The sequence below is a fragment of the Sulfitobacter sp. M22 genome, assembly GCF_021736025.1.
Taxonomy (GTDB): Bacteria; Pseudomonadota; Alphaproteobacteria; order Rhodobacterales; family Rhodobacteraceae; genus Sulfitobacter; species Sulfitobacter litoralis.
Genome location: NZ_WMEC01000001.1, coordinates 1,810,101 through 1,822,684, shown reverse-complemented (window position 1 = coordinate 1,822,684; position 12,584 = coordinate 1,810,101). Strand labels below are relative to the sequence as shown.

12 protein-coding genes are annotated in these 12,584 nt (G+C 60.0%); 11 read left to right on the top strand and 1 reads right to left on the bottom strand.

All coding sequences use genetic code 11. The features are described 5' to 3' along the window. Window positions 1-112 precede the first annotated feature (112 nt). From GLP52_RS08980 to GLP52_RS08930, 11 genes are all read left to right on the top strand, one after another. A complete protein-coding gene (locus GLP52_RS08980) occupies window positions 113-607 on the top strand; it encodes a class I SAM-dependent methyltransferase (protein WP_093733440.1) in 495 nt (164 codons plus the stop codon). A gap of 164 nt (window positions 608-771) precedes the next feature. Continuing rightward, window positions 772-1,827 (top strand): C4-dicarboxylate TRAP transporter substrate-binding protein, encoded by a 1,056-nt coding sequence (locus tag GLP52_RS08975; RefSeq protein ID WP_237272208.1) that lies wholly within the window; start codon window positions 772-774, stop codon window positions 1,825-1,827. Window positions 1,828-1,854: 27 nt separating this feature from the next. After that, a complete protein-coding gene (locus GLP52_RS08970; RefSeq protein ID WP_093733441.1) occupies window positions 1,855-2,388 on the top strand; it encodes a TRAP transporter small permease in 534 nt (177 codons plus the stop codon). Continuing rightward, entirely contained in the window at window positions 2,388-3,728 is a 1,341-nt protein-coding gene (locus GLP52_RS08965) for a TRAP transporter large permease (RefSeq protein ID WP_093733442.1), read from the top strand. Before GLP52_RS08970 ends, GLP52_RS08965 begins: the two co-directional genes overlap by 1 nt. Further along, window positions 3,725-4,501, top strand: coding sequence for an IclR family transcriptional regulator (locus tag GLP52_RS08960; RefSeq protein WP_093733443.1), 777 nt, complete (start codon window positions 3,725-3,727; stop codon window positions 4,499-4,501). The genes GLP52_RS08965 and GLP52_RS08960 overlap by 4 nt, the downstream gene beginning before the upstream one ends. A gap of 28 nt (window positions 4,502-4,529) precedes the next feature. Then, on the top strand, window positions 4,530-6,626 hold the full coding sequence (locus tag GLP52_RS08955) for a 3-hydroxyacyl-CoA dehydrogenase NAD-binding domain-containing protein (protein WP_237272207.1): 2,097 nt from the start codon (window positions 4,530-4,532) through the stop codon (window positions 6,624-6,626). 45 nt (window positions 6,627-6,671) lie between these two features. Beyond that, window positions 6,672-7,877 (top strand): acyl-CoA dehydrogenase family protein, encoded by a 1,206-nt coding sequence (locus tag GLP52_RS08950; protein WP_093733445.1) that lies wholly within the window; start codon window positions 6,672-6,674, stop codon window positions 7,875-7,877. After that, window positions 7,874-9,007 (top strand): acyl-CoA dehydrogenase family protein, encoded by a 1,134-nt coding sequence (locus tag GLP52_RS08945; RefSeq protein ID WP_093733446.1) that lies wholly within the window; start codon window positions 7,874-7,876, stop codon window positions 9,005-9,007. The genes GLP52_RS08950 and GLP52_RS08945 overlap by 4 nt, the downstream gene beginning before the upstream one ends. After that, window positions 8,988-9,416, top strand: coding sequence for a PaaI family thioesterase (locus tag GLP52_RS08940; protein WP_093733447.1), 429 nt, complete (start codon window positions 8,988-8,990; stop codon window positions 9,414-9,416). Before GLP52_RS08945 ends, GLP52_RS08940 begins: the two co-directional genes overlap by 20 nt. Then, window positions 9,413-10,186, top strand: a complete 774-nt coding sequence (locus GLP52_RS08935; RefSeq protein ID WP_237272205.1) for an oxepin-CoA hydrolase, alternative type — start codon at window positions 9,413-9,415, stop codon at window positions 10,184-10,186. Before GLP52_RS08940 ends, GLP52_RS08935 begins: the two co-directional genes overlap by 4 nt. A gap of 84 nt (window positions 10,187-10,270) precedes the next feature. Further along, on the top strand, window positions 10,271-11,764 hold the full coding sequence (locus tag GLP52_RS08930; protein ID WP_093733449.1) for a class I adenylate-forming enzyme family protein: 1,494 nt from the start codon (window positions 10,271-10,273) through the stop codon (window positions 11,762-11,764). 84 nt (window positions 11,765-11,848) lie between these two features. Here GLP52_RS08930 and rpe read toward each other — a convergent pair whose 3' ends face one another. After that, a complete protein-coding gene (gene rpe / locus GLP52_RS08925; RefSeq protein ID WP_093733450.1) occupies window positions 11,849-12,538 on the bottom strand; it encodes a ribulose-phosphate 3-epimerase in 690 nt (229 codons plus the stop codon). Window positions 12,539-12,584: the final 46 nt, after the last annotated feature.

The following is a 12,584-nucleotide window of genomic DNA, read 5'->3' as shown; positions in this document are numbered from 1 at the left end:
ATAAACGCCTAGGCGTCTAGGGGGCAGCGTAAAAACCAAGCGTCATCGGTACACAAAGGGGGGCTGCGTCCCCATGTTGCATCAGTACGACCCAACCCGAAGGAGAACCGCGATGAGCCGCCTGGATATTTTTATCGACCGTATGGTGTCGCAGCGTGCGTGTATCGATCATGCCGCCGCGTTGACGCAAACACTGACAGGGCCGGTGTTCGAACTGGGGTTGGGCAACGGACGGACGTTTCATCATATCCGCGAAACGATGCCCAACCGCGATATCTTTGTGTTTGAACGCGCGGTTGCATCGAATCCTGATAGCACCCCCGAAGATCATCAGCTGATTTTGGGCGATGTGCATGAAACCCTGCCGGCCGCGTTAAACCGGTTCGGACCAAATGCCGCACTGATTCACGCGGACCTCGGCGGTCATAACCTCGCGAAAAACGATGCTTTTGCGCGTGTTCTTTCGCCTCTGATCGAGCCTTTATTGGCCGTAGGCGGCGTGATGGTGTCGAGCGATAGGATGTATTTCGACAATTTGATCGAAATCGCTTTGCCGCCCGAAGCGGTCGCCGGGCGCTGCTTTATGTACCGCCGTGAAATGTCTTGATGTGACTTAAGTATATGTAAGTCTTATACAAATTATCGTCGGCACCGGTATTCCGGTGCCGTTTTAAGTTTCTCTTGCGTGTTCCAAGTCCCCTCCCTAGTGTGCGTCCGAGACATAGTGAAACGATGTTTCGCATGGTAAAACAATTCTTGGGAGGGAATTACATGTCCTTTTTGAAAAACCTATCCTTCGCAGCCGCAATGAGCGTTGCAGCCTCCGTTGCCGGTGCCGAAACCGTCCTGATCCACGGCGAAGCAGGCCCGAATCGCGGTGCCCGCGCAGACGCCTTGCAGTGGTTCGCAGACCAAGTGGCCGAGCGGTCGGAAAACGATCTGCGTCTGGACATCCAGTGGGGCGGCGCGCTGTTCAAAGCGAACGCTGCCGTACAGTCTATCGGTGACGGTGTGGCTGACATGGGGTCTGTGATCGCTGTCTATTACCCGCAAGAAATGGCCGCCTATGGCATCGCTGATCTGCCCGTAAACAACCCCGATGCCTGGGTCGGTATGCGCGCCACGGACGAGCTGATGCGTTCGAACCCAGCGATTGCGGACAACTTGGCAGACAAGGACCTTGTCTACATCGGGACATGGACCACCAGCCAGGTGAACATCGGTTGTAAAGGCGACGCGATCCGTTCGGTTGCCGATATCGCGGGCAAAAAAGTACGTGGTACAGGGGCCTACGGTAAGGTCTTTGGCGACGAAGGCGCGAACATGGTCAACATGTCGATCTATGACGCGTACCAAGGGCTCGACACTGGGCTGATCGACTGTAGCCAAGGGTATTCCTACGCCGTTGCAGCGCTGAAGCAGGCCGAAGTCATGGACAACTACACCCTGCTGAACTGGGGCCAGGTTGGCGGCGTCGGCATCTTCATGAACAAAGACATGTTCGATGCGCTGTCCGAAGATCAGCAAGGCGTGCTTTTGGAAACCGGTGCTGATCTGTCCGATGAATTCGGCCGCATGATCACAACCGCGAACGACAACGCCATTGCCGCGATGAAAGAGCAAGGTGTCGAAGTTCTGGAATTGCCCGAAGAAGAGCGTGCCAAGCTGGTCGCCGGCGGCGAAAAGTATCTGGCCGAGTGGGTCGAGACAGCCAACCGCACCGGCCTGCCGGGCGAGCAGTTGCTGGAAGACTACAAGGCGCTGATCGCGAAGTACACGAAAGAGCGCGATGAGAACGGTTACCCTTGGGCAGCTGACAACAACTAAGCATTAGCTTTGGGAGGAGCAGGGACCATGTTGGTACCACTTGAGAAAATCCTGTTGGGGTTGGGCGCGGCTGCGGTCATCCTGCTGGGGATCTTGATCACGTCCAACGTGGTCGCGCGCGCCGTCTTCGCATCTAGCGTACCCGACAGCGTTACTTTGGTGCGGGAGCTGATGGTCGCGGCCATCCTCCTGCCCCTTGCGGCAGCAACTGCCAACCGCGCGCACGTTAGCGTGGCCTTTGTGTCCGACCGGTTCGGGCCCAAGCTGCGGTCCTGGCTTATCGTGCTGGGGTCGGTCATGGGGATGATCGCCTTGGGCGGTCTGATCTATGCCGGTGGCCGCGAATTCCTGAGCGTTTGGGAAAAAGGCAGCTTTTTCTACGGCGACCTGAACCTGCCAAAATGGCCCGGACGTCTGTTGTTTGTGGTCGGTATCGCGGCCTGCTGGCTGCGTCTGGCCGAACTGGCGATCCGCGATGTTCGCACGATCCTGTCCGGCGGTACTGTCTCGGACGAAGAAAACCACACAATCGAACTCGTTGCTGAAAAAGAGGTGCTGTAATGGACGCGTCAACCATTGGCCTGATCGCCTTTGCCGCAGTGTTAATCCTGCTGGCGCTTAGGGTGCCGATTGCGTTTGCTCTGGCCAGTGTGGCCACCATCGCCACCTTCTTTATCTTCGCGTTCCGCACCGGCACATTTATGCCAGAACGTGCCATTCGCGCGACAACGTCGATGGTGTTCTCGAACTCCTTTGACCTGATACACTCCTACGATCTATCGATGATCCCGCTGTTCGTGGCCCTTGGGCACATCGCCTATCGCGCCGACATCACGACCAAGATCTACCACGCGGCCAAGGTTTGGCTGACGCGCCTGCCCGGCGGTGTTGCGATGGCAAGCGTCATGGGGTGTGGCGGATTCTCGGCGATTACCGGCAGCTCTATTGCCTGCGCCTCGACCATGGGGAAAATCTGCACGCCCGAGATGTTGCGCATGGGCTATGACCCCCGGCTTGCCACCGCGTCGGTCGCCGCAGGGGGCACGCTGGGGTCGCTGATCCCGCCGTCTGTTCTGTTCATCATCTACGGTATCTTTACCGAGACCTCTATCTCGTCGCTGTTCCTCGCGGGTGTTCTGCCGGGCTTGCTGACGCTGGCAGGCTTTATCCTTGTGATTGCCGTCTGGGTCTGGCGCTCGCCTGAAATCGCTCCGTCCACAGCGACGCGCTATTCCACCAAGGAACGGTTCGCTGCAGCTGCGGAAAGCTGGCCTGCGGTGATGCTGTTCGTGCTGATCATCGGCGGCATCTACGGCGGCATCTTTACCGCAACCGAAGCGGCGGCTGTATGTGTGGTCGCGGCGACGCTGATCGGTTTTGCGCAGCGCAAGCTGACCTTGCAGGGCCTCTGGGACGCGGTGAAAGAAACCTGCATACAGACCGCGGCGATCTTCTTTATCGCGGCGGGGGCCAAGATTTTTGTGGCCTTTATCGCCCTGACCAACGTCGCCCCGATGATCGTGAATGTCGTGGCCGAGGCCGAGCTGTCCGTTGTGGTCCTGCTGCTGGCGATTGCGGCGATTTATCTGCTGCTTGGCATGTTCCTTGATCCGATTGGCATCATGGTTCTGACCCTGCCACTGATGATTCCGCTGGTAGAAAGCTATGACATGAACCTGATCTGGTTCGGTGTTGTGGTGATCAAGCTGCTGGAAATCGGGCTGATCACGCCGCCTGTCGGCCTGAACGTCTTTGTCATCGCTAATGTGGTGGGCAAGGAGGCTCCGATCGACAAGATCTTTGCTGGTATCACGCGCTTCCTGAGCGTTGATGTGATCGTGCTGGTGCTGATCATGTCCTTCCCGATGATCTCGTTGCTTATTCCTATGGCGGCGCGATGAGTGGCGATACCACAGATCGGAAATTTGCCAACACTCTGGCGCGGGGGCTTGCTATATTGCGGGCCTTTCGCGCCAGTGACAGCGGGCTGACCCACGCACAGATTGCAGATCGCACTGGGCTGCCGAAACCCACCGTATCGCGGTTGACCTATACCCTGTGCGAACTGGGCTATCTTAGCCACGGCGGGCGCAATGACCGCTTTCGTCTGGGGCCGTCGGCCATCGCCCTTGGTTCTGTCGCGTCGGTGGCGGTCAACTTTCTGGATCTGGTGTCTGATGCGATGCAGCAGCTTGCCGATGAGACGGGCACATTGTTGCTGGTGGCCGTACGCGACGACGAAAAGATGATGCTGGTGCGCACTTGGCGCCCGCAGAATGGGTCGACCATCTGGCTGGAGCCGGGGCACAGGATTCCCGTGTTCGGATCGTCTTCGGGCATGGCCGTCGTGGCGTCACTTAGTGAAGAGCGCTTTGAGCAGTTGACGCCCGAAGCGGATATGCGAAGGTTCCGGGCGGAGGGATATTCGCAATTGATAGAACAAGGGTTCGTTTACGCGATGGAAGGCACGCGATATGCCAGAACAATCAACGCCGTAAGTGTCCCCTATTTTGCCGAAGAGTTCGGCGAGCCGGTATCGTTCACCGCCGGAGCCATGCCTCATGATTTGCCCGATTCCCGTATCGTGCAAGAGGTGGGCCCCGCCTTACGTGAACTGGTGCGCGCGCTTGAACAGCGCACCGGGCGCACGCCTGCGCTGAGCCGCCGCGACTGAAACAAGACTAGACCAAGGAATATGCTAAATGACTGACAAGATTGGATATACCCGCAAAGGCGACGTGGCCGTACTGCGGATCAAGAACCCCCCGGTCAACGCGTTGTCCCATGCTGTTCGTGAAGGTCTGGTTGCCGGCATGGCACAGGCTGAAGCGGACGAAGGCGTTAAAGCCGTGGTTATCGTCGGGGAGGGCCGTGCCTTTATCGCCGGTGCGGATATCACCGAATTCGGTAAAACGCCGCTTGAACCTTTCCTGCCGGATGTGTGCAAACGGATCGAGGATTCTCCGTTGATCGTTGTCGCCTCCATGCATGGTGTGTCGTTGGGCGGTGGGCTCGAGATCGCGCTATCGACGCATTACCGTGTGGCGCAGCCGTCGGCCAAAGTGGGTCTGCCCGAGGTACATCTGGGCCTGATCCCCGGTGCCGGTGCGACCCAGCGTTTACCCCGCCTGATCGGGGTGGATCCGTCGCTTGATCTGATCACCTCGGGCCGTCAGGTCAAAGCGGCCGAAGCCGAAAGCCTTGGCATCATCGATCAGGTCACCGAGGGCGACCCCGAGGATGTGGGCGTCGCCTACGCCGAGAACCTGATCGCCACCAACGCACCGCGCCGCCCCGTCAGCGAGATGGCCGCACCCGCGCCGATCGACTGGGATGCGGCCTATGGCGGGACGCTGAAAAAAGGTCGCGGGCAAATCTCTCCGGCGCAAGCGGTTCGTGCGGTTCAAGCCGCGGCAGAGCTGCCCTTTGACGAAGGCATGCTGGCCGAGCGCAAGATTTTCATGGGGCTGATGGAGACAGACCAGCGTCAGGGCATGATCCACGCGTTCTTCTCTGAGCGTGCGGTAGGCAACCTGCCGGAACTGAAAGGCGTCGAGCCACGGGCGTTGCAATCCATCGGCATCATCGGCGGTGGCACCATGGGCGCAGGCATCGCCACGGCGGCGCTGTTGGCAGACTTCAACGTCGTGCTGATCGAGATGAAGGAAGATGCCGCAGAGGCCGCACGCGGTCGCATCGCGGGCAATCTTTCCGGCGCGCTGAAGCGCGGCAAGATCACCCAAATGAAATACGATGCGATGACCAACACCGCGCTTGAGGTGTCGATCAACTATGACAGCCTCGCCTCGGTCGATCTGGTGATCGAAGCGGTGTTCGAGGACATGGGCGTCAAGAAAGACGTGTTCGGCAAGCTCGACGCCGTGTGCAAACCGGGTGCAATTCTGGCGTCCAACACGTCCTATCTGGATGTGGACGAGATCGCGGCCAGCACCTCGCGCCCTGCGGATGTGATCGGGCTGCACTTCTTTTCGCCCGCGCATATCATGAAGCTGCTCGAAGTGGTGGTCGCCGAAAAGACCGCCCCCGATGTGGTCGCCACGGGCTTTGCTCTTGGTAAGGCGCTGAACAAGATTTCAGTACGCGCTGGTGTTTGCGACGGCTTTATCGGCAACCGTATTCTGGCCACTTACCGCACTGCGGCCGATCATATGGTGTTGGATGGCGCGTCGCCATACCAGATCGACAAGGCGCTGGTCGACTTCGGCTTTGCCATGGGCCCGTTTGCCGTGGGCGATCTGGCCGGTCTCGACATCGGCTGGGCCACACGAAAGCGCAAGGCGGCGACGCGCCACCCTGCCGAACGCGTACCGACATACCCCGACAAGATCTGCGAAGCCGGCAACTTTGGCCAGAAGACCGGCAAAGGTTTCTACATCTATGAGGCCGGATCGCGCGGCGGGGTGCCGAACCCCGAGGTGTCCGAACTGATCGCCGCCGAACGCGCCGAACGCGGCATCACCCCGCGTGACTTTACCGACGCAGAAATCGTACGCCGCTATATGGCCGCGATGGTCAACGAGGCGGCAAAGGTCGTGGGCGAGGGCATCGCAAAGCGGCCCTTGGACGTGGATATGGTCCTGCTCTTTGGCTACGGCTTCCCGCGCTATTGGGGCGGGCCGATGAAATGGGCCGACCTGCAAGGCCTGCCCGCGCTGCTGGCCGATATCGAAGGCTACGCCAAGGAAGACGCTTGGTTCTGGGAACCCGCGCCGCTGCTGAAACAGCTGGTCGCAGAGGGTCGCACCTTTGATGACCTGAACAAACAAGCCGCAAAGTAAATGACAAGGGCGCAATGCCCGACAATATAAACCGGAGGAAGACAAATGGATCTGAGCTATAGCGACGAAGAAAAGGCTTTCCGCGCCGAAGTGCGGGCCTTTCTAGAGGAAAAGCTCCCCAAGGAAATGAGCGACAAAATCCGCAAGGGTGAAGAGCTTGGTAAAGACGGTCAGGAACAGTGGCATGCGATCCTGAACGCCCAAGGCTGGCTGGCCCCGAACTGGCCCAAGAAATTTGGTGGTGCGGAATGGAACGCGGTTCAGCGTCACATCTTCGAAGAAGAAGCCGCCGCCGCCTATGCGCCGCGCATTGTACCCTTTGGCCTGTCGATGCTGGCACCCGTGCTGCAGAAATTCGGCTCGCAAGAGCAGAACGATTACTGGCTGCCGCGCCTCTTGGCGGGTGAAGACTGGTGGTGTCAGGGCTATTCCGAGCCGGGTGCCGGTTCCGACCTTGCCTCGCTCAAGACCGAAGCGGTTCTGAACGACGAAGGCACGCACTACATCGTCAATGGCCAGAAGACCTGGACCACGCTGGGTCAGCACGCGAATATGATCTTCTGCCTCGTGCGCACCGACAAGACGGTGAAGCAGCAAGAGGGTATCTCCTTCCTGCTGATCGACATGGACACCCCCGGTGTCGAAGTGCGCCCGATTATCCTGCTCGACGGCACCCATGAGGTGAACGAGGTCTGGTTCTCGGACGTGAAAGTACCGGTTGAAAACCTTGTCGGCAAAGAGAACGAAGGCTGGACCTACGCCAAGTACCTGCTGACCCACGAACGCACCAACATTGCGGGCGTCGGTTTCTCGCAAGCGGGTCTGACCGCGGTCAAACGTATCGCCAAAGCCGAGATGTCCGGCGGCAAACCCTTGATGCAGAACCCGCACTTTGCGGCGCGCGTCGCACAGGTCGAGATCGACCTGATGGCGATGAGCACGACAAACCTGCGCATCGTCTCCAAGGCGGCAGCGGGCGCGGCACCGGGTGTTGAATCGTCCATGCTGAAAGTCAAAGGTACGATCATCCGTCAAGAGATCAACGATCTCGCGCGTCGTGCCGCTGGTGCCTATGCGATGCCATTCGCATCCGAAGCGATCGAAGGGTCAAACCTGGCCCTGCCTGATCCGTTGAATGCCGGCCCCGTCGCCGCGCAATATTTCAACAACCGTAAACTGTCGATCTTTGGCGGCTCGAACGAAATCCAGCGCCAGATCATTGCCAAAACAACGATGGGAGGCGGAGCATGAACTTCGACCTGACAGAAGAACGCCAAATGCTGCAAGACAGCCTGCGCCGTTTCCTGCGCGACAAATACGACACGGCAACGCGTAACAAAATCCTCGAGAGCGACTCCGGTTTTTCCGCGGATATCTGGAACGGTCTGGCCGAACTGGGTGTCATTGGCGCACTGTTCACTGAAGATCAGGGCGGCTTTGGCGGCGCTGGTTTCGACATCGCAGTTGTGTTCGAGGAACTGGGCCGCGCAGGCGTGGTCGAACCTTTCCTTGATACCGCCATTCTGGGCGGCGGTCTGATTGCCGATTTGGGCAACGACGACCAGCAGGCCCACATCGAAGAGCTGATCGGAGGCACGCTGCAGGTGGCCTTTGCCCACGGTGAACCCACCAGCCGCTATGACCTGAACCAGGTCACGTCTACGGCCAAGGTCGATGGCGACAACGTGGTGCTGAACGGTCGCAAGGCTGTTGTGGTCAACGCAGAAAACGCCGACATGCTCATCGTCTCTGCCCGCGAAAGCGGCGATGCGGGCGACGAAGACGGTATTTCGTTGTTCCTCGTTCCGGCGGACGCCAAGGGTATCACGCTGCAAGGCTATGCGCTGCTGGCCGGTGGCCGTGCCGCCGAAGTCACGCTGGATGATGTGTCCGTGCCTGCCTCTGCCCGTCTGGGTGAAGCCGGTAAGGCGTTCAAGGCCATTGAGGCCCGCGTCGCAGCGGCCAATGTCGCGATCTGTGCGGAAACACTGGGCGCAATGGAAACGGCAACCCGCCTGACCCGCGAATACCTGATGACCCGCAAACAGTTCGGCAAGCCCATCGGCACGTTCCAGGCGCTTGCGCACCGGATGTCCGATCTGCTGATCGAGATGGAACAGGCGCGTTCCGCCGTGATCGTTGCGGCTGGCCACCTCGACGCCGATTACAAAGCGCGCGAGACACATATCTCTGCCGCCAAGAACCTGCTGGGCCGCGCGGGCCGTCTGGTTGCCGAAGACAGTATCCAGATGCACGGTGGTATCGCCATGACCCAAGAATACGAACTGGCTCATATCGCCAAGCGTATCATCATGGCCGATCACCGCTTTGGGGACACAGACCACCATCTGGAGCGTTTCATTGCCCTTGCAGCAGCTTGATGAAAGCCAGCTGATCCGGAACGAGACCGGCACCCAAACCCTTGTCGGATATGTCGTGGATATATCCGACAAGGCCCACGGGCGCTGCTTTCTCGATCTGGGTCCGCAGCACTTTAACCGCCATGGGGTTCTTCATGGCGGTATTGCCGCCACATTGCTGGATAACGCCTGTGGTATGACCGGATCGCTCAGCGTGGACCCCACGGGCCAGCACCCGTTCCTCACGATTTCGCTGACGACGCAGTTTCTGGCCGCTGGTATGCCGGGTCGCGTGACCGCGACCGGAACGATCAAGGGCGGTGGCCGCAGCCTGCTGTATATCGACGCTGAACTCGTCCACGAAGACGGCACGGTCATTGCGACATCCACAGGCGTGTTCAAGCGCGTCCCACAGGAGAAACTGAAATGAGCGCTCGGATCGAAGACAAGGGTGACCGGATCGTCATCTGGAACGGAAACGCGCATAAGCGGGGTGCCCTGTCGCCCGAGCTTTACGCTTGCATCGGCCAAGCGATTGAAATGGCCGCCGAGCCGCGTATCCGTGCCGTGATCCTGACCTCCGAAGGGGATTTCTTTTGCGCAGGGGGCGATCTGAACGTTCTGATCGCGCGCCGCGACATGCCCAAAGATGAACGCCGCGGCAAGATCAACGAATTGCACAGCTTGATCCGCGCGATCCGGTCCTGTCCGGTGCCTGTCATCGCCGCCGTCGAAGGTGGTGCCGCGGGCGCGGGGCTGTCTTTCGCGCTGGCCTGCGATTTGATCGTTGCCGCTGCCGGTGCCAAGTTCACCGCCGCCTACGTCAAGGCGGGTCTGGTGCCTGACGGGGGGCTGACCGCCTCGCTTGCCCGTGCCTTGCCACGGCAGCTCGCCATGGAGATGTGTCTGCTGGCGCAGCCCGTGACGGTAGAGCGGATGCATGATCTGGGCGTGGTGAATGTCGTTACCGAAAAAGGCGGCGCGTTTGATGCTGCTATGGCGCTGGCCGATCGTTTGGCCGCAGGACCCCGCGATGCCCAAGGGGTGATCCGCGGCTTGGTCGCGCAGGGCTATGACGTGTCCGAGGCTGACCAGCTTGACGCAGAATGTGATGCGATGGCTCACGCCACCGGCGCTGATGAGGCCGCCGAAGGCATCGCCGCTTTCTTGGAAAAGCGCACACCGAATTACGGCGGCTGAGCCTCAGCCACCGATCTATTGACCCAACCCGCAGCCAGACGCGCTGACCGGGTTCTGACTGACTGCGGGGAGGCAGAGAATATTATGGTACGTGTAGAGCAATTTCTGGCGGATCAAGTGGCCGCACGCGGGGACGCGCCCGCGCTGAGCGACAGCACAGGGGTACGCTGGACGTACAAGAATTTCGACAAGGCAAGCGACGACATCGCGCAGGCGCTCAAGGATGCCGGTGTGCAGCCCAATGACCGCGTCCTGATGCTGTCGGAAAACTGTGCCGCCGCCGTGGCGACGGTGTTTGGCACATGGAAAGCGGGTGCCGTCATTATCCCTGTCAATGCACGGCAAAGTGCGGGCGAAATCCAGCGGATCATCGACCATGCAGCACCGGCTGCGGTGGTGCTGACCTGCCATGCTTCAATCGATGCAACCGTCCACGCCGAAACCCTGAATGCCGCAGAAATCACCGGTGCCTTCGGCACGATGCATCTGGCGACGCCGATCGCAAGCAACCCCGATGATGAACTAAGCGATGTGGCCGTGCTGCTGTATACGACCGGCACCACAGGCGATCCCAAAGGTGTGATGCTGACCCATGACAACGTGCGCTTTGGCGGCAAGGCGTCGGCAAAACTGCGCGGGATCAATCCGGGCGATGTGGTGTATGGGGTGCTGCCGCTGACCCACGTCTTTGGCCTGTGCTCGGTCATGACCGCATCTTGCTGTGCCGGAGCCGAAATCCGGCTCGAGGCGCGTTTCTCGGCCGGAAAACTCTACACGGCCCTCACAACGGGGGTGAATTTCCTATCCGCTGTGCCACAGATGCATGCGCTGTTGATGCAATACACTAAGGAGCAAGGGCTGACGCAGCTGAACTCCGAAACGCTGCGCTATGTGTCGTCGGGGGCGGCACCGCTTGACCCCACGTGGAAGCGCAAGGCCGAAGGGTTCTATGGCGTCGCGATCCAGAATGGCTATGGCATGACGGAATCCACGGCTGGTATCTCGGCCACCAGCAACCCGCTGGGATCGCCTGATATTTCGGTCGGGCCTTCGTTGCCCGGCGTCGAGACCAAGATCGACGATACAGTCGAGGGCGGCAGCAACGGCAAGGGCGAGGTCCTGACCCGCGGGGGCCATGTGATGAAGGGCTACTACAAGAACCCGACAGAGACGGCCAAAGTCCTGAGTGCTGACGGCTGGCTCCGCACTGGCGATCTGGGGTCCTTTGACGAACACGGCCACCTGCATATTCTGGGGCGCTCGAAAGAGCTGATCATTCACGGCGGGTTCAACGTCTATCCGCCCGAAGTCGAGGCCGCGATTAACGATCATCCGCAGGTTATTCAGGCCGCTGTGGTCGGCCGGTCCACCGGCAATGACGAAGAGGTCCTGGCTTTTGTTCAGATTGCCGAGGGCGACACGCTGGACCCGCAAGACCTCAAGGCCTTCGTCAAAGAGCGGCTGACCGGTTATAAACGCCCCAGCCAGTTCATCATCGGGACGTCACTGCCCGCAGCACCTACGGGCAAGATTCTCAAGCACAAGCTGATCGAGACGTTCAAGGACCAGCTTGCCTAAGTACCTTTGCGATACCCAATAGAGAAAGGCCGGTCCCCGTGCGGGGGCCGGCCTTTCTCGGTCATGGCTGGTCTGCGCTGATGCTTAGACGTAAACGCCCTCGGCCGCGGCGCGGATGGCGCGGATGTTTTCGCCGTAGGGGGCGGGGTTGCTGACAGACCCGCCACGGAACACGGCGGAGCCTGCGACCAGCACATCGGCCCCTGCTTGCGCCACGCTGGACGCAGTGTTCACATCAACGCCGCCGTCGATTTCGATATGCACCGGACGGTCGCCGATCATCGCGCGCAGGGTGCGGATCTTGTCGCTCATGTCGATGAATTTTTGTCCGCCAAAACCCGGGTTCACTGTCATCACACAGACCAGATCGGCGACGTCCAACAGGTGCTCTACTGCAGAGGCAGGCGTGCCGGGGTTCAGCGCGACACCGGCCTTGGCACCCGCGCCCCGGATCGCTTGCAGCGTGCGGTGGATGTGGGGGCCGGCCTCTACGTGGGCGGTGATCACATCGGCACCGGCCTTGGCAAACGCATCGATATAGGGATCAACGGGTTCGATCATCAGGTGTACGTCCATTACGCCCTTGATATGGGGCCGGATCGCGGCGCAGGTGGTCGGGCCAAAGCTGATGTTCGGGACGAAATGCCCGTCCATCACATCGACATGTACCCAGTCAGCGCCCTGCGCCTCGATGGCTTCGCACTCGGCTCCGAAATTGGCAAAGTCGGCGGCAAGGATAGACGGGGCGATTTTGATCGAACGGTCGAAGGTCATGGGATCGGGCCTTTTGTAGAGAGGACGGGCAGGAGCACCCTTTGCG